Below are 17,111 nucleotides of genomic sequence, written 5' to 3'. Positions count from 1 at the left end.
TGCCTGGTGGTTGACGGTCAGAAGATCTGGATGGGATTGACGATGTCGGCGGTCAGCGTGAGCACCATGAAGCCGCCGAGCACCACCACCACCGCGTAGGTGATGGGCATGAGCTTGAGGTAGTCGACCGGGCCGGCGGCCGTGCGCCCGAACCGGCGACGCACCGCGTTGCGGATCTTCTCGTAGAAGACGATGGCCATGTGGCCGCCGTCGAGCGGGAGCAGCGGGATCAGATTGAAGAACCCGAGGAAGAGGTTCACGCTGATCAGCAGGCCGATGAACATGCTCCAGGCGCCGCGTTCGGCGGCCTGCCCGCCGATCACCGATGCGCCGTACACGCTGACCGGGGTGTCCGCGCTGCGTTCACCTCCCGTGACCGCGGTCCACAACGCACCGACCTTCGACGGCAACGAGAGCAGCGCATCCCAGGTCGCGCCGAGCAGGTCACCGGTGAACCCGATCGACGCCGGGATCGCGGTGACCACGTTGTAGTGGGTGATGCCGTCCTGCGAGAGTCCGATGCCGATGGCGCTGACGGTGACCGGGACGAGCGAGCCGTCGGACTCCTTCTTCATGCGCTGCACCTGGGTCACCGGGACCGCGAAATGCATCGTCGCGCCGTCGCGGAGGACCTCGACGTCGGCGGTGCCCTGGATCTCCCAGGTGGTCAGCACCAGGTCCTCGGCGTTTTTCACCTCGTGACCGTTGATCGCGACGACCTGGTCGCCGGGCTCGAGCCCGGCCTGCTCGGCGGGTCCGACACCGGTGCAGTCCACGGGCGTGCCCTGGGCGTCGGTCGTCGGGGCCACACAGGTGAGGCGGTCGACATAGACCTTCGCCTCACCGTTGAGGTTGGGCAGACCCCAGCCGACGGCGAGGACGATGACGAGGAGGAACCCGAGGATGAAGTTCTGCGCGGGCCCGGCGAACAGCACGACGAGACGCTTCCAGGCGGACTGCCGGTACATCGCGCGTTCGCGTTCGGCGGCGGTCAGCTCCTCGTGCGGGGTCATACCCGCGATGTCGCAGAATCCGCCCAGCGGCAGCCACTTGAGACCGTATTCGGTCTCACCGCGACGCGTCGACCACGCCGTCGGACCGAATCCGACGAAGTAGCGGCGCACCTTCATCCCGGTTGCCTGCGCCGCCCACATGTGACCCAATTCGTGCCAGGCCACCGACAACAACAGCGCCGCGGCGAAAAGCGCCACCCCCAGCGCAAAACTCACTGACTCACTCCATCCGCGTATGCCGCGACCAGACTCGCCGCGCGGTCCCGCGCCCACGCGTCGGCGGCCAGAACCTCTTCCACAGTACCTGGCCGGGCACGCCACTGATCGGCTCCGGCGAGCACCTCGCGGATGATCTCGACGATGCGGGGGAACCGGATGGCACCGGCGAAGAAGCCCGCGGCGGCCGCCTCGTTGGCCGCGTTGTAGACCGCGGTCAGCGATCCGCCGCCGCGGCCGGCCTCACGCGCCAGGTCGATGGCAGGGAAGACCGCGTTGTCGACGGGTTCGAAGGTCCATGCCGAGGCGGTCGAGAAATCACAGGCGAGCGACGAGCCCGGCACCCGGTCGGGCCAGCCGAGCGCCAGCGCGATCGGGAGCTTCATCGACGGCGGCGAGGCCTTGGCGATGGTGGCGCCGTCGACGAAGGTCACCATCGAATGCACGATCGACTGCGGGTGCACGGTGACGTCGATGCGGTCGTAGTCGATGCCGAACAGCAGGTGCGCCTCGATGACCTCGAGGGCCTTGTTCACCAGCGTGGCCGAGTTGAGGGTGATCAGCGGTCCCATCGACCAGGTGGGATGGCGACCCGCCTGTTCGGGTGTCACGTCGTCGAGGGCCTCGCGGGTCCACCCGCGGAACGGACCGCCCGACGCGGTCAGGATCAGACGGTCGACCTCGTCGTCGGTGCCCGCGCGCAGACACTGAGCGATCGCGGAGTGTTCGGAGTCGACGGGCACGATCTGGCCGGGTGCGGCGGCGTCGAGGACCAGCGATCCCCCGGCGACCAGCGACTCCTTGTTCGCGAGCGCCAGACGCGCGCCGGACCGCAGCGCCGCGAGGCTCGGCCGCAGCCCGATCGACCCGACCACCGCGTTGAGCACCACGTCGGCGGGCACGGCATCGATCAGATCGCACATCGCATCCGGTCCGCCGAGGACCGGGCCCCCGAGGTCGTCGGAGAGTCGCCGGGCGGCGTCGGCGTCGGCGACCGCGAGAGCATCGGGCGGGATCCGGAAGGCCTTGGCCTGATCCCGCAGAAGATCGAGTTGCCCACCGCCGGCGCCGAGGCCCACCACCGAGAACAACTCGGGGTGTTCGGCGACGACCTCGAGTGCCTGGACACCGATGGACCCGGTCGAGCCGAGGATGAGTACGCGCGTCGTCACCGCATCATTGTCCCGTCAACGACGAGTGAGCCCCAAATCCGCGCGACAGGTCGGCACCCAATGTCGACGACAGACCGACTACGGCGTCGCAGGATGCACCGTGCGCCAGTGTTCGGCGATATCGATACGTCGGGTGATCCACACCCCGTCGTGGGACTGGATGTGGTCGAGGAACCGTTCCAACGCGGCCAGCCGCGCGGGTCGGCCGACCAGACGGCAGTGCAGCCCGACCGACAGCATCTTGGGCGCACTGGCCGCGCCCTCGGCGTAGAGGACGTCGAAGGAGTCGCGCAGGTGAGCGAAGAACTGTTCGCCGCTGGGGAACCCTCCCGGCGAGGCGAACCGCATGTCGTTGGTGTCCAGCGTGTACGGGACGACGAGGTGATCGACGCGTTCCTCACCGCGGGACACCTTCACCCAGTACGGCAGATCGTCGGCGTAGCTGTCGGAGTCGTAGACGAACCCGCCCTGTTCGACGACGAGGCGCCGCGTGTTCGGTGAGTCGCGACCGGTGTACCACCCGAGCGGCCGGCTGCCGGTGATCTCGGTCAGCAGGTCGATACCCGCCTGCATGTGCTCGCGTTCGACCGCCTCGTCGACCAGCTGGTAATTCAGCCACCGGTAGCCGTGGCAGGCGATCTCGTCGCCACGCTCGACGAACGCTGCGGCGGCCTCGGGGTTGCGTGCCATCGCCTGTGCGACGGCGAAGATGGTGAGCGGGAGGTCACGCCGGGAGAAGGTGCGCAGGATCCGCCAGACCCCGGCCCGCGATCCGTACTCGTAGAGCGACTCCATGCTCATGTGTCGGTTCGGAAAGGCCTGGGCGCCGATCATCTCCGAGAGGAAGGTCTCGCTGCCGCGGTCGTTCTCGAGAACGTTGTTCTCCGAACCCTCTTCGTAATTGAGAACGAACTGCACGGCGATCTTCGCACCGCCCGGCCATTTCGGGTCCGGGGGTGTCGCACCGTAGCCGACCATGTCGCGCGGGTAGTTCTCGGATCGGTAGTCGGCCAGGCTCTTGTGCGCGATCTCGGACATGGCAGGCATTCTGTCATTTGCCCCGTCTCGGTGCGTGGTGGCACCGCACACCCGCCCGGCGCCTACCGCTATGCTGTTCGATGAACTACTACCGATTGTCAGACTTCTGACGCCGTGTCCGTCAGATCTGACCGTGCAGTGAGGAGCCGCCGTGGCAAGCACCGAGGTTGAGCCCGTCGACACCGGTTGGAAGCATGAACCCGCCGAGGCTCCTTCGGCACGTTTCGGCTGGCACGGGCAGGCTCGCAAGTCCTTCATGATCGCCGGCTGGTTCTGCGTGTTCGCCCTGTTGGCGATGACGATCGGTAACCACACCGGTCACGTCGAGGACGTCTGGCTGGTCGTGATAGCAGCCATGCTTGCGGGTTTCATCATCCGCGCCACCGTCGGCCATCGCGGGCGTTGGCAGAGCTAGCCACCCTAACGCCCCGGCATCGACCGGGTGTCACCGCTCCTCGGCCGCGAGCTGACCGCAGGCGGCCGCGATCTCCTGTCCGCGGGTGTCACGGACAGTGCAGGACACGCCCTGTTCGCGCACGCGCCGCACGAACTCCCGTTCCACCGGTTTGGGACTGGCGTCCCATTCCGATCCGGGGGTCGGGTTGAGCGGGATCAGATTGACGTGCACCAGCGGACCGAGCGCCTGGTGGAGCTTGCGCCCCAACAGATCCGCCCGCCACGGCTGGTCGTTGACGTCCCGGATCAGCGCGTATTCGATGGACACGCGGCGGCCGGTGGTGTCGGCGTAGTAGCGCGCCGCCTCGAGGACTTCCGACACCGACCACCGGTTGTTCACCGGCACCAGCGTGTCGCGGAGTTCGTCGTCGGGGGTGTGCAGCGACACCGCGAGGGTGACCGAGAGCCCTTCGTCGGCCAGGCGACGGATCGACGGGGCCAGACCCACGGTCGACACGGTCACCGAACGCGCCGAGATGCCGAGCCCATCGGGCACCGGAGCGGTGATCTGACGGACCGCGCTGACCACCCGCTTGTAGTTGGCCAACGGCTCACCCATCCCCATGAACACCACATTCGACAGCCGCCCGGGTTCGCCCAACTCACCGTCGCGCAAGGTGCGTGCGGCCGCCCGCACCTGGTCGACGATCTCCGCGGTCGACAGGTTGCGGTCGAGCCCACCCTGACCGGTCGCGCAGAACGGACAGGCCATCCCGCAGCCCGCCTGACTGGAGATGCACAGCGTATTGCGGTCGGAGTAGCGCATCAGCACGCTCTCCAGAAGCGTGCCGTCGTGGAGCCGCCACAACGTCTTGCGGGTATCCCCCGAATCGCAGGAGATCTGCCGCACTGGCGTGAGCAGCGCGGGGAACAGTCGCTCGCCCACCGCGTCACGGGCCGACGCCGGCAGGTCGGTCATCTCCGCGACGTCGCCGTTCAGACGACCGAAGTACTGGCGCGCGAGCTGGTTCACCCGGAATCTCGGCAGCCCGATCTCGGCGAGTGCGGCCACCCGGGCGTCGGCATCGAGGTCGGCGAAATGGGTCGGTGGGCGACCGCGCCGAGGCGCGTCGAACACGAGCGGCAATGACGACATGCCGCCATTGTCGCATGTCATGATGGGTATATGAGCACACCCGATCCGCAGCAGGAGCCGCCGGCCGGGCAGCTGCCGGTCGATCCCGCCGACTACGATGGCCTCGATCGGGAGAACCAGGCGTTGCTGGCTGAGCGCAACAGTGTGCGGACGAAGGCCAAGGATGTCGAGCACACCCGCACTCGGGCCATGTTCATCGGTCTGGTGGTCGGGGCCATCATCACGATCCTGCTGCTGGTGTTCATCCTGCAGAATCTCGGTTCCCAGCAGATCACGCTGCTCTTCTGGGAGGTCAACCTCCCGGTCGGCGTGAGTCTGTTGATCGCGGCGATCGCGGGTGCACTGATCACCGCGCTGATCGGTGGGGCGCGGATGTTCCAGCTCAACCGGGCGCTGAAGAAGGCCAAGCGCTAGCTGCAACTCTTGGGGAGCTTGTGAACGTCGGGGCGCTCACAGTAGCGCGGTGAGCACCGCCCACACGATGAAGGCCGACGGCAGCAGTGAGTCGAGCCGATCCATGATGCCCCCGTGACCGGGGAGCAGCGTGCCCATGTCCTTGATGCCGAGGTCGCGTTTGACCTGGGATTCGACGAGGTCGCCGAGCGTGGCGCAGACGACGAGCACCGGCCCCAGGATGGCGCCGACCCACCAGTGGGTGTCGAGGAGAAACAGCACCGAACAGATCGCGCCGGTGGTCCCGACGACGAGCGACCCCGCCATCCCCTCCCACGACTTCTTCGGGCTGATCGCCGGCGCCATGTGATGCTTGCCGAACAGGACACCGGCCGCGTACCCGCCGACATCGGAGCAGACCACGACGATCATCAGTGTCGCGACCCGGGCCGCACCGTTGTCCTGCATGACCAGCTGCACGCCGAAGGAGGCGAGCAACGGGAGCCAGGCGAGCACGAAGACACTGGCCGCGAGGTTGCGCACGTAGTTCTCGGGCGCGTGATTGATGCCCTGCGCCAGCAGCATCCACACCATCAGCACCAGCACCGTTGCGACGAACGCGGTGAGCACACCGGTCGATCCCCAGGGCCAGCTGGACCAGATGATCGCCTGTCCGCCGATCAACAGGGGCCACAATGCCACCCGGTAGCCCCCGGTGCGCAGGCGTTTGGTGACCTCCCAGGTCGCGATCGCGAACGCGGCGGCGACGAGGACGTACCACAGCTTCGGTGCGAACAGCAGGATCGCGATGATCGTCGCGCCGAGTGTCACCCCGACCCCGATGGCTGCGGGCAGATCGCGTCCGGCGCGCGACTTCTTCTTCCCGGATGGCTCGCTGCTGCCCGGTGTCGAGTTGGTGGCGGGTGTCCGGGCGCCGCGCCCGTCGGGGCGCGGGGTGTTCGCGGACGATTCGGTGGCCATCGGTTCCGGTATAGCCGCGCCAGACGAGTCCGCGCTCACACTTCGAGCAATTCGTTCTCTTTGTGCTTGACCAGTTCGTCGACCTGAGAGACGTACCCGGCCGTGGTCTTGTCGAGGTCCTTCTCCGCGCGGACCACGTCGTCCTCGCCGGCCTCGCCGTCCTTCTGAATGCGCTTGAGTTCGTCGACGGCCTTGCGCCGGACGTTGCGGATCGCCACCTTGGCGTCCTCGCCCTTGCTCTTGGCCTGCTTGACGAGCTCCTTGCGGCGGTCCTCGGTGAGCTGCGGGACCGCGACCCGGATGATGGTGCCGTCGTTGGTGGGGTTCACCCCGAGATCGGAGTTGCGGATGGCCTTCTCGATCGCCTGCAGCGTCGAGGCCTCATACGGCTTGATCACCACGAGGCGTGCCTCTGGTGTGGTGATGCTGGCGACCTGGGTGATCGGGGTGATGGCACCGTAGTACTCGATGTGGACCTTGTTGAACATGGCCGGGTTGGCGCGTCCCGTACGGATCGCGCCCATGTCCTCCTTGGCGACATTGACCGCCTTCTCCATCTTCTCTTCGGCGTCCAGGAGCGCTTCGTCGATCATCGTCGTCCTACTTCTTCTCGGTGAGGCTTCGGGTGGTGTGGGTCGGTGCGGGTGTCGGTGACCGGGTCGAACTCAGGTCGCCACCAGCGTGCCGATCTGTTCGCCGGCGACGGCGCGGGCGATGTTTCCCTCTTCCAGCAAATTGAACACCAGGATCGGCATCTTGTTGTCCATACACAGGCTGAACGCGGTCGCGTCGGCAACCTTGAGCTCCTTGTCGAGGACCTCGCGGTGGGTGATCTCGCGGAACATGGTCGCGGTCGGGTCGAGCCTCGGGTCGGCGTCGTAGACCCCGTCCACGGCCTTGGCCATCAGAACCACCTCGGCCTTGATCTCGAGGGCGCGCTGCGCGGCGGTGGTGTCGGTGGAGAAATACGGCATTCCCATACCGGCACCGAAGATGACCACCCGCCCCTTCTCGAGGTGACGCTGCGCCCGCAGTGGCAGGTAGGGTTCGGCGACCTGCCCCATGGTGATGGCGGTCTGCACCCGGGTGGTGACACCGCGCTTCTCCAGGAAGTCCTGCAACGCCAGGCAATTCATCACCGTGCCGAGCATCCCCATGTAGTCCGACCGCGACCGGTCCAGGCCCCGCTGCTGCAGCTCGGCGCCGCGGAAGAAGTTGCCGCCGCCGATGACGACCGCGACCTGCACACCCGTGGCGACCACCTCGGCGATCTGGTCGGCGACCGTGCCGACGACGTCGGGGTCGAGCCCCACTCCGCCACCACCGAACATTTCACCGCCGAGCTTGAGCAGCACGCGGTGGTATCCGTGGCGTGACGTATCCCCGGCCTCGGGAGTTTCGCTCATCAACTTCCTCACTGGTGGACTGGTGGACTGGTGGATCAACCGGTCGCGACGAACATTCGGACCCATCTTAGGTCCAACGCGAAACGACCCCGCGCCACCCTGGGGGTGACACGGGGTCGTTCGGCGTGTTTCAGGTCAGGACTGGCCGACCTCGAAGCGGGCGAAACCGTTGACGGTGACGCCGGCCTCGTCGAGCAGTGCCTTGACGGTCTTCTTGGAGTCCTGCACCGACGGCTGGTCGAGCAGCACGACATCCTTGTAGAAGCCGTTCACGCGGCCCTCAACGATCTTCGGCAGCGCCTTCTCCGGCTTGCCCTCGGCCTTGGCGGTCTCCTCGGCGATACGACGCTCGTTGTCCACGACGTCGGCCGGAACCTCGTCACGGGTGGCGTAACGCGCCTTGAGTGCCGCGACCTGCATCGCGGCACCGCGAGCGGCCTCCGCGGCCTCGTCGCCCTCACCGGTGTAGGACACCAGGACGCCGACGGCGGGCGGGAGATCCGAGGCACGCTTGTGCAGGTAGACCGCGACCGGGCCGTCGTAGGCCGCGACGCGACGCAGTTCGAGCTTCTCCCCGATCTTCGCCGACAGCGCCTGGACGGCGTCGGCTACCGTGCTGTCACCCAGCGCTGCAGCCTTGAGCTCGTCGATGTCGCTGGTCTTCGCCGCGATCGCCGCGTCGAGCACCTTGTCGGCGAGTTCCTGGAACTCGGCGTTCTTGGCCACGAAGTCGGTCTCGGAGTTGAGCTCGATCATCACGCCACCCTTGGCCACGACCAGGCCTTCGGCGGTGGAACGCTCGGCGCGCTTGCCGACGTCCTTGGCGCCCTTGATGCGCAGTTCCTCGACGGCCTTGTCGAAGTCGCCGTCGTTGTTCTCCAGGGCCTTCTTGCAGTCCAGCATTCCAGAGCCGGTGAGTTCGCGAAGTCGCTTCACATCGGCAGCGGTGTAGTTCGCCATCGTTGGCGAGCCTCCTTCAGAGATTGACGAATGTCTGGCAAATCGGGGTGTGACCCGACTCGGACGTCCCGACTCAGGACGCCGGGGTGGTGTCGCCCTCGGCACCCGCGGTCGCGGTGGCCTGGGTCAGCAACTCCTGCTCCCACTCGGCGAGCGGTTCGCCGCCGCCTGCCTCGGGCTTGGTGTCGTCGGCCGACTGGCCCGCACGAGCCTGGACGCCCTCTGCGACCGCGGAGGCAACCACCCGGGTGAGCAGCGCCGCACTGCGGATCGCGTCGTCGTTGCCCGGGATCGGGTAGTCGACGAGATCGGGATCGCAGTTGGTGTCGAGGATGGCGATGACCGGAATGTTGAGCTTGCGTGCCTCACCGACAGCAATGTGCTCCTTGTTGGTGTCCACCACCCAAATGGCGGAAGGTACCTTGGCCATATCCCGGATACCACCGAGGGTGCGCTCGAGCTTGTTCTTCTCACGCGTGAGCATGAGGATTTCCTTCTTGGTGCGACCCTCGAAACCACCGGTCTGCTCCATGGTCTCGAGTTCCTTCAGGCGCTGCAGGCGCTTGTGGACGGTCGAGAAGTTGGTGAGCATGCCGCCCAGCCAGCGCTGGTTGACGTACGGCATCCCGACGCGGGTGGCCTCGGCGGCGATGGATTCCTGCGCCTGCTTCTTGGTACCGACGAACAGGACGGTGCCACCGTGGGCGACGGTCTCCTTGACGAACTCGTACGCCTTGTCGATGTAGGTCAGGGTCTGCTGCAGGTCGATGATGTAGATGCCGTTGCGGTCGGTGAAGATGAACCGCTTCATCTTCGGGTTCCAACGGCGGGTCTGATGCCCGAAGTGCGCGCCGCTGTCCAGCAGCTGCTTCATGGTCACGACAGCCATGAGTTCTCTATCCTTTGTGTGCAGTTGACATCGACACCACCTCAGTGCCGATCCTGGCGCCCGACTCGAGGTGGACCCGAGAGTTCTCGGGACCGCCCACCACGATGTTCGGTGGCCGTGTTCACCGACGGTGATCCGGCCACCACGCGGGCGCGCGAAGTCACCCCATCGATTCCGATGAGATGCGCCAGCGAGTTTACGCCGGTCACCTGCAGATAACCAAAATGCGTGCCCGGGCTCCGACGTCCGGGGAGCCGATCGGGCGCGGGCTGCGTCAGATCCCTGTGACACCTCGCCGCTACCGCGTGCTCTACGGCCTGATCGAGCTGTCGGTCGTCTTGGCCCTGCTGTGGGTGCTACCCGCTGTCGCGGGCGCCGGCACCGCCCGCTTCGCCCTCCCGCTGGACCCGCCGACGACGGCGGTGCGCGGGTTCGACCCGCCGGAGAAACGCTGGCTTCCGGGCCATCGCGGGGTCGACCTGTCCGCGGCCCCGGGCGCGACGGTGCGCTCCGCCGGCGACGGCACGGTCACCTTCGCCGGGCAGGTCGCGGGCCGACCGGTGGTGTCGATCCGCCACGCCGACGGGATCATCACCACCTACGAACCCGTCCGCGCGGCGGTGGAGAGGGGCCGACGGGTGCGGCGCGGGGAGTTGATCGGCACCGTCGTCGCCGGGCACCCGGGTTGTCGTGCGGTGGCGTGCCTGCACTGGGGTGCTCGCCGCGGACGCGGACACGACGCGACCTATCTCAATCCCCTCGGACTCGTCGGCGGAGTGCGGGTACGACTGAAACCTCTCGATTCCACTCCGGTTCGCACCGGTCCGCTCACGCCCGCGGATGGGCCTGACGGTGCACCGCACGCAGGCGTTCCACGCTGACGTGGGTGTAGATCTGTGTCGTCGCCAGCGAGGAATGGCCGAGCAATTCCTGTACGACGCGCAGATCCGCCCCACCCTCGAGCAGGTGGGTGGCTGCGCTGTGCCGCAGTCCGTGTGGACCCATGTCGGGGCCACCGGCAGCCTCCACGGCTCTATGGACGACCGTTCGCGCCATGCGCTGATTGAGCCGGCCGCCCTTCACGCCGAGCAGCAGTGCCGCACCCGACATCGGCCCGGCGAGTTCGGGGCGCCCCTCGCGCAGCCATCGGTCGACGGCCCCGGCCGCGGGTTCGCCGTAGGGCACCGTCCGTTCCTTGTCCCCCTTGCCGATCACCCGCAGCACACGGCGTTGCGGATCGAGGTCGTCGACGTCGAGGCCGCACAGCTCACCGACCCGGATCCCGGTCGCGTAGAGCAGTTCGACGATGAGCCGGTCACGCAGGGCGATCGGGTCGTCGACGTCCTCCTCCGACGGCATCGCCGCCGCGTGCTCCGCGGCGGCCACGGCCTGCGCCGGCGCCAGTACCGCGGGCAGCGTCCGATGCGCCCGTGGTGCCTGCAAACGCGTCGACGGATCGGAGGCGAGCAGACCCTCTCGGGTCGCCCACGCGCAGAAGGTCTTGGCCGACGACACCTGACGCGCGACACTCGTGCGGGCCGCACCCCGGCGGGTGTGTTCGGCCAGCCAGGCCCGCAACAGGGCGAGGTCGAGGTCGCCGATCGCCACCCCGCGGGCGCCCGCGAACGCCACGAGGCCGCGCACATCGCCGGCATAGGCCCGCACCGTGTGCTCGCTGTGGCCCTTCTCGTAGGTGAGGAAGGCGGCGAAGTCGTCGAGCACACCGCTGCCCACCGATTCGGGACTCATGGCGCCACCGAACCCGTCATCGTCGTCATCGACAACCGCCCACGCCGATCGTTGCCGGATCGTGCCGTGCGGGCCGGGGTCAGGCCGATGCCCCCGCGGACTCCGCCTGCGTGGCCTGGTCCGGCGTGGCCTCTTCCTGGGCTCGCAACTCGGACTTCCACTCCCGGAAGCCCTCCTCGGTGCGTCCGCGACGCCAGTACCCCGAGATCGACGCGTTCGCGGCCCGTACCCCCCGCTCCTTGCGGATGTAGCCACGGAGGTTCTTCATGACCGCCTGCGCCTCTCCGTGGATGAACACGTGCGGCTCGCCGTCAGGCCATTCGAGGGCACGGACCGCCGCGATGAGCGGGGCGTTGTCTCCGGTGAGGTCGTCGCCGACCTCACCGGCCGCACCTCCACGATGTACCCAGACGATCTCGGTTCCGGCGGGCGCGGACAGCGGGAGTTCGTCCTGCGGCCCAGCAACCTCGATGACCACCTTCGCCACTGCATCGGGTGCAAGCGCTTCGAGGGCCGCGGCGACGGCGGGCAGTCCCGCCTCGTCGGCGGCGAGCAGGTGCCACGGCGCGTCGGGGTGGGGCCGATAGCCGCTGCCCGGTCCGAAGAATTGCACGGCGGTACCCGGTTCGACGGTCGCCGACCACGGTCCGGCGATGCCTTCGTCCCCGTGGACCACGAAGTCGACCCATATTTCGCGGTTGTCGGTGTCGATCTTGCGGACGGTGTAGGTCCGGAGCACGGGCTGCTGCTCGGGCGGTAGGGTGCTGAGCATCCGTCGGTCGTACTCAGGCGGGATCGTCACACCCTCCGGCGCGAAGAGCAGCTTGATGTACATGTCGGTGTCCCACTCGGCGGGGTCGCCGTCGGGCAGGAAGTCATCGAATCCGTCGCCACCGAGATAGAGTCGGATGAAATGCGGGCTCAGCTGTTCGCGTCGCAGCACCGTCATCGTGGATGAACCTTTGGCCATGAAGCCTCCTCTCGCCGAACAGCGTACGCCCTACCTTTTAGGTAAACCTAAGTTGCTGGGCCTGCGCCGGTGCGGAGGAGTGATCTAAAGTGAGGGTTCAGGTCGCCGAAGCACCCGTTCGAGCGAGGTGAATATGCCGGAGTCATCGTCGCGACGAGGATCCCGTCTCACCGTCGACGACTGGCTCGACGCCGCGATGGGCGTGCTGATCAGCGACGGTGCGGGGGCGATCAAGATCTCGCGACTGTGTGAGCGTCTCGGGGTCACCAAGGGCAGTTTCTACTGGCACTTCACCGACATCGCGGCACTGATGGCCGCGCTGGCCGACCATTGCCGACACGTCGAGGAGACGGGCGGACAGGCAATGGCCGATCTCCAGTCACTGCCCCCGGTCGAGCGGATCGAGGCCATGGTGGCACTCGTCACCGATCCGCGACGCTGGAAGGTCGAGGCGGCGGTCCGCAAATGGGCCGAGACCGACGAGTCGCTCGCCGACTCGGTCGCCGCGCTCGACGACCAGATCTTCGCCGTCGCCTACGACACAATGCGTGAGCTCGGATTCGACGATCGCGAGGCCCACGCCCGCGCCACCACCCTGCTCTATGCCGGGATCGGCTATCTGCACTCCCGACCGCGGCACGGCCCGGCGAGCGAGGACGACACCCGGATCTTCATCGACCTGCTGACCCGCCGCTGAACCGTGGTAAGCGGTGGTCGCGGGTCACGACTCGGCACTTGGTGCGCTCACCCCGCTCACGACAGCCGCCAGGCACCGTTGACGTTCACCACGTGCCCACCGACATCCATGACCGCCAGTGCCGAGCGCACCACCGACACGTCCAGACCGGCCGAAAAGGCGATCTCTTCGATGGTGACCGCCCCGCGTGCCGGGATCGCATCGTGCACCCGGATCTGGTCGTCGGACAGATCATCGGTCTCGCGCCCCCGCCCCCGCCCGATGTCACCCGCCCCGTCCGGGCGGGCCAACGCGATCACCGATCGGGTGTCGGTGACCAGCACGGCGAGGTCGTCGGAGATCATCCGGTGGCATCCGACCGAGGTCGCCGACGTCACCGGACCCGGCACCGCGCCGAGCGGCCGGCCGAGTTTTCGGGCCCACGCCGCGGTGTTCGCGGCCCCCGATCGTCGTCCCGCCTCCACCACGACGACCGCGTCCGACATCGCGGCCACCAACCGGTTGCGGGTGAGGAACCGGTGTTTGGCCGCGGTCGTGCCGGGCGGATACTCCGACACCACGAGCCCGTGCTCGCCGATCTCGGCGATCAGCCGCGCGTGCCCTGCCGGATAGTCCCGGTCGATGCCGCAGGCCAGCACGGCCATTGTGGGCCCACCCGCGGCCAGCGCAGCCCGGTGCGCGACACCGTCGATGCCGTAGGCGGCGCCCGACGTCACCGTCCAGTTCTCCAGCGCCAGACCCGAGGCCAGGGTCGAGGTCACCTGTTCGCCGTAGCCCGATGCGGCCCGCGACCCTATGAGCGCGACACCGTTCGTCGCCATCTCGTCGAGTCGGCCCGGTCCTCGCACCCACAACGCCAGCGGGGGGCCGCCGCGCACCGCGGTGTCAGCCTGGCCCAGCGTCATCAGGGCCCAGGCGGGCCATTCCGGGTCGTCCCGGGTGACCAGGCGGGCGCCGATCCGCTCGGCCACCTCGAGGTCGGCGGCGGCTCGGTCCGAATCGGCACGGGCGGCGGTGGCCTCCAGCACGCCGGCATGCCCCGGCGGGACCGAGCGCGCCCTGATCGCCGCCGCGGCCTCCGCCGGTCCGAGCTCGTCGCACAACGATTCGATTGCCGCACAGGGTGGTTCGGCGACCCGGGCGAGGTAGGCCCAGGCCCGCAGCGCGGTGTCGTCGACGGATTCGGTCATCGGTGTCCTCCTCTGTCCCGGTAGAGCAGCGCCTCGGCGACCTCGGACTCGGTGGGTTGGGTCAGCCCCTTGAGGTCTGCGAGGGTCCAGGCCAATCGGAGCGCCCGGTCGGCGCCGCGCGCGGTGACCCGACCGTCCCGCAGGAACAGCTCGATCGGCCGAAGCGCCCGCGGTGGTAGTCGAAAGCGCTGCCGCAGAGCCGAACCGGGAACCTCTGAGTTGGTCAACCATCCCCGGTTGTGCCATCGTTCGATCGCCGCGGCGCGCGCGGTCGCCACCCGCTCCCGGACCACGGCGCTGGACTCCTCGACGGGATTCATCAGTGCGGTATTTCCCGGCGGGTCCATGCGGACCCGGATGTCGATGCGGTCCATCAACGGTCCGGACAGTTTGCCCAGGTAGCGGCGCCGGGCGACCGACGAGCACACGCAGTCGACGTCGTGGGCCGGGGCGCATGGGCAGGGGTTGGCGGCCATGATCAGCTGGAAGCGTGCCGGGTAGGTGGCGACACCATCACGCCGCGATACCCGCACCTCCCCTTCCTCGAGGGGTTGGCGGAGGGAGTCGAGCACCTTTGGGCCCATTTCGGCACATTCGTCGAGAAACAGCACGCCGCGATGGGCGCGGGAGACGGCACCCGGTCTGGCCAGACCGGTCCCGCCACCGAGCATGGCGGTCACGGAGGTGCTGTGATGCGGTGCGATGAAGGGGGCCGCGGTGATCAGCGGATACCCCGCACGCAAGGTGCCCGCGATGGAGTGGATGGCGGTGACCTCCAGTGACTCGTCGGACCCCAACGGCGGAAGGATGCCTGGCATCCGGCGTGCGAGCATCGTCTTGCCGATGCCGGGCGGCCCGGTCATCAGGACGTGGTGTGCGCCGGCGGCGGCGATCTCGAGTGCGTGGCGGGCCTCGGACTGACCGACGACGTCGGCCAGGTCGGGAATCTCGGGGATTTGCACGGTCTGTGACCCGGTCACCGTGTCGAGGACGTGGTCCCCGGACAGCCAACTGGTGACCTCACCGAGCGTCTGCGCGCCACCGACCTCCAGGCCACCGACCAGCACCGCCTCGGCGACGTTGCCCATCGGCACGACGGCGTGGGTGTATCCGCGGGCACGCGCCTCCACCAGTGCCGGGAGCACCCCGCGCACCGGTCGGAGCCGGCCGTCGAGTCCGAGTTCGCCGAGAAACACGGTGTGCCCGATCTTGGTGGTCGCGACCTGCTCGGTCGCCACCAGGATCGCCAACGCGATGCCGAGGTCGAACGCCGAACCCGCCTTCGGCATCTCCGCGGGCGCCAACGCGACCGTCACCTTGAGTTCCGGGAACGAGAACTTCGAGTTGGTGATCGCCGGGCGCACCCGGTCACGCGCCTCCCGCAACGAGGCATCGACATGCCCGTTGATCGAGAAGCCCGGCAGGCCCTGGCCCACGTTGGCCTGGATCTCGATCTCCCTGGCCGCGAACGCATTCAATCCCACCGCATGAGTGCGGCCCAACCCGGTCTGACGCATCGTCACTCGAAGACGCCGCGGTGGTGACGGATGACCGCGCGCTCGAGATCCTCCGGATCACGCGAATCCAGTTGTACCGACATCACGTCGAACCGGATTCGGCTCCACCCACGCCGGTTCTCCGACAACCACATCCCCGTCAGCCGGCGCATCCGCGCGAGTTTGGTCGGCGTGACCGCGGCGACCGGGTCGTCGAAGACCCGCGACGCACGCGTCTTCACCTCAACGACGACCAGCACCGACCCGTCGGCCGCGATCAGGTCCAGTTCGCCGTACCGGTTTCGCCAATTGCGTTCCAGGATGGTCCAACCCAGGCCCTGCACGTGCTCGGCGGCCAGGTCCTCGCCGATCCGGCCGATCGCGGCCGTCCGCGCGCCCCGCGACCGCGAACCGGCCCGACCCGACTGTGATGTGTTGTCGCTCATGACACCAGCATTGCTGCCGCGCAGGATGATCCAGACCTTCACCTCGAAGAGATGCAGAACTGTGGAGCAAATCGAGAATGTGCACAACTCCGGAGTCGATCGCCGAGGGCTTCGCGACACGACACAGACGAATATCCGCGCGACAATGGGGCAACGGCTCCACGAGAACACGCATGGGAGGAGCACCGATGAGCGTTCCCGCGGTGTGGCAGGGCTTGAAGGAGCGCCAGGCGCAGATCCTGCGCAACATGTACACAGGCGGCAAGGGCAACGCCGCGGCACGCGGATTCGCCCGCGCGTGGGGCTGGGCGTTCGGCAAGGGACTCGTACCCGGGCGACGATGGGTCACGCTGGAGGTGCCGGGCCGACGTAGCGGTAACCCCACCCGGTTCCCGCTCGGGATCGCCGTCGTCGACGGCCGTGATCACCTCGGATCGATGCTCGGAAACGACTGCAATTGGGTGCGCAATGTCCGCGCCGCGGACGGGTACGCCGTCATCGAACGCCGTCGGCGGCGCCGAGTGCATCTCACCGAGGTTCCACCCGATCACCGGGCGGCGCTGCTCAAGGCCTACGTCGAGCAGGTGCCCGGTTCGCGGCCGCACATCCCGGTGCCACCCACTGCACCTGTCGCGGAGTTCGAGCTGATCGCGGCGGACTATCCGGTCTTCGAGGTCGACTACCTCTGAACTGCGGAAATCCGATGTCCGCGTCCCCCAATCCCCGATCCCCGAGGAGCACGCCTGCGAAGGGTCGAAAGGCACGTTCTGCGACCTATCGGCTGGTGCTGAAGTCCGCACCTGAGCGGCACGCGGATGCGGGTACGTCGACGACTTGGTGCGAGGTGTGAGGTCTCCAGGGCGGGAGGCGGTGCGGCCCGATATCCCTGCAGCACTGCGCAATCCGACACTGACGACCTTGTCACACCTCAACGATATGATGA

At 67.9% G+C, this 17,111-nt stretch carries 19 protein-coding genes; 5 read left to right on the top strand and 14 right to left on the bottom strand.

What is annotated here, in order from left to right; translation table 11 throughout:
- Positions 1–17: 17 nt before the first annotated feature.
- The 3 genes from GORHZ_RS06305 to puuE form a co-directional block, all read right to left on the bottom strand.
- Positions 18–1,229, bottom strand: coding sequence for a M50 family metallopeptidase (locus GORHZ_RS06305; protein ID WP_006331352.1), 1,212 nt, complete (start codon positions 1,227–1,229; stop codon positions 18–20).
- Positions 1,226–2,401 carry a 1-deoxy-D-xylulose-5-phosphate reductoisomerase gene (gene dxr / locus GORHZ_RS06300; RefSeq protein ID WP_006331351.1) on the bottom strand — a complete coding sequence of 392 codons (1,176 nt, stop codon included), beginning with the start codon at positions 2,399–2,401 and terminating at the stop codon, positions 1,226–1,228. Before dxr ends, GORHZ_RS06305 begins: the two co-directional genes overlap by 4 nt.
- Positions 2,402–2,479: 78 nt before the next feature.
- Entirely contained in the window at positions 2,480–3,439 is a 960-nt protein-coding gene (puuE, locus tag GORHZ_RS06295) for an allantoinase PuuE (RefSeq protein ID WP_006331350.1), read from the bottom strand.
- 151 nt (positions 3,440–3,590) lie between these two features.
- Here puuE and GORHZ_RS06290 point away from each other — a divergent pair, with 151 nt between their 5' ends.
- Positions 3,591–3,854, top strand: a complete 264-nt coding sequence (locus GORHZ_RS06290) for a DUF2631 domain-containing protein (RefSeq protein ID WP_006331349.1) — start codon at positions 3,591–3,593, stop codon at positions 3,852–3,854.
- A 30-nt stretch (positions 3,855–3,884) separates the two neighbouring features.
- Here the strand turns inward: GORHZ_RS06290 and rlmN are convergent, their stop codons facing one another.
- Complete coding sequence (gene rlmN, locus GORHZ_RS06285; protein ID WP_006331348.1) at positions 3,885–4,991, bottom strand: dual-specificity RNA methyltransferase RlmN; 1,107 nt, start codon at positions 4,989–4,991, stop codon at positions 3,885–3,887.
- A 30-nt stretch (positions 4,992–5,021) separates the two neighbouring features.
- On the opposite strand from rlmN, the gene GORHZ_RS06280 reads away from it, so the two are divergent.
- Positions 5,022–5,405: a LapA family protein gene (locus GORHZ_RS06280; protein WP_006331346.1), complete on the top strand. Its 384-nt coding sequence runs from the start codon at positions 5,022–5,024 to the stop codon at positions 5,403–5,405.
- 36 nt (positions 5,406–5,441) lie between these two features.
- Here the strand turns inward: GORHZ_RS06280 and GORHZ_RS06275 are convergent, their stop codons facing one another.
- From GORHZ_RS06275 to rpsB, 5 genes are all read right to left on the bottom strand, one after another.
- Positions 5,442–6,365, bottom strand: a complete 924-nt coding sequence (locus tag GORHZ_RS06275) for a phosphatidate cytidylyltransferase (protein WP_006331344.1) — start codon at positions 6,363–6,365, stop codon at positions 5,442–5,444.
- Between the two features lie 35 nt (positions 6,366–6,400).
- Positions 6,401–6,958: a ribosome recycling factor gene (frr, locus tag GORHZ_RS06270; protein ID WP_006331343.1), complete on the bottom strand. Its 558-nt coding sequence runs from the start codon at positions 6,956–6,958 to the stop codon at positions 6,401–6,403.
- Between the two features lie 72 nt (positions 6,959–7,030).
- Entirely contained in the window at positions 7,031–7,771 is a 741-nt protein-coding gene (gene pyrH, locus GORHZ_RS06265) for a UMP kinase (RefSeq protein ID WP_006331342.1), read from the bottom strand.
- Between the two features lie 135 nt (positions 7,772–7,906).
- Positions 7,907–8,731: a translation elongation factor Ts gene (gene tsf, locus GORHZ_RS06260; protein WP_006331341.1), complete on the bottom strand. Its 825-nt coding sequence runs from the start codon at positions 8,729–8,731 to the stop codon at positions 7,907–7,909.
- Between the two features lie 73 nt (positions 8,732–8,804).
- Positions 8,805–9,620: a 30S ribosomal protein S2 gene (rpsB, locus tag GORHZ_RS06255; RefSeq protein WP_006331340.1), complete on the bottom strand. Its 816-nt coding sequence runs from the start codon at positions 9,618–9,620 to the stop codon at positions 8,805–8,807.
- Positions 9,621–9,844: 224 nt separating this feature from the next.
- On the opposite strand from rpsB, the gene GORHZ_RS06250 reads away from it, so the two are divergent.
- Positions 9,845–10,501, top strand: coding sequence for a M23 family metallopeptidase (locus GORHZ_RS06250; protein ID WP_006331339.1), 657 nt, complete (start codon positions 9,845–9,847; stop codon positions 10,499–10,501).
- On the opposite strand, the gene GORHZ_RS06245 is transcribed toward GORHZ_RS06250, so the two are convergent.
- Complete coding sequence (locus GORHZ_RS06245; RefSeq protein WP_006331338.1) at positions 10,449–11,369, bottom strand: tyrosine recombinase XerC; 921 nt, start codon at positions 11,367–11,369, stop codon at positions 10,449–10,451. The two genes, GORHZ_RS06250 and GORHZ_RS06245, sit on opposite strands and share 53 nt — an antisense overlap.
- Positions 11,370–11,448: 79 nt before the next feature.
- Positions 11,449–12,339, bottom strand: a complete 891-nt coding sequence (locus GORHZ_RS06240; RefSeq protein WP_051998771.1) for a siderophore-interacting protein — start codon at positions 12,337–12,339, stop codon at positions 11,449–11,451.
- Positions 12,340–12,472: 133 nt separating this feature from the next.
- Here GORHZ_RS06240 and GORHZ_RS06235 point away from each other — a divergent pair, with 133 nt between their 5' ends.
- Positions 12,473–13,036 (top strand): TetR/AcrR family transcriptional regulator, encoded by a 564-nt coding sequence (locus GORHZ_RS06235; RefSeq protein ID WP_006331336.1) that lies wholly within the window; start codon positions 12,473–12,475, stop codon positions 13,034–13,036.
- Positions 13,037–13,092: 56 nt separating this feature from the next.
- Here the strand turns inward: GORHZ_RS06235 and dprA are convergent, their stop codons facing one another.
- Genes dprA through GORHZ_RS06220 form a run of 3 tightly spaced genes read right to left on the bottom strand, consistent with a single transcriptional unit; the run spans position 13,093 to position 16,168 of the window.
- Positions 13,093–14,226, bottom strand: a complete 1,134-nt coding sequence (gene dprA / locus GORHZ_RS06230) for a DNA-processing protein DprA (protein WP_006331335.1) — start codon at positions 14,224–14,226, stop codon at positions 13,093–13,095.
- Complete coding sequence (locus GORHZ_RS06225; protein WP_006331334.1) at positions 14,223–15,743, bottom strand: YifB family Mg chelatase-like AAA ATPase; 1,521 nt, start codon at positions 15,741–15,743, stop codon at positions 14,223–14,225. The genes dprA and GORHZ_RS06225 overlap by 4 nt, the downstream gene beginning before the upstream one ends.
- A 2-nt stretch (positions 15,744–15,745) precedes the next feature.
- Complete coding sequence (locus tag GORHZ_RS06220) at positions 15,746–16,168, bottom strand: YraN family protein (protein ID WP_083877206.1); 423 nt, start codon at positions 16,166–16,168, stop codon at positions 15,746–15,748.
- 188 nt (positions 16,169–16,356) lie between these two features.
- Between GORHZ_RS06220 and GORHZ_RS06215 the strand changes: the two genes are divergently transcribed.
- Complete coding sequence (locus GORHZ_RS06215; RefSeq protein ID WP_006331332.1) at positions 16,357–16,857, top strand: nitroreductase/quinone reductase family protein; 501 nt, start codon at positions 16,357–16,359, stop codon at positions 16,855–16,857.
- Positions 16,858–17,111 lie beyond the last annotated feature (254 nt).

It is taken from the genome of Gordonia rhizosphera NBRC 16068 (genome assembly GCF_000298195.1).
In the GTDB taxonomy this organism is placed as follows: Bacteria; Actinomycetota; Actinomycetes; order Mycobacteriales; family Mycobacteriaceae; genus Gordonia; species Gordonia rhizosphera.
This window is presented reverse-complemented; position numbering and strand designations above follow the sequence as displayed.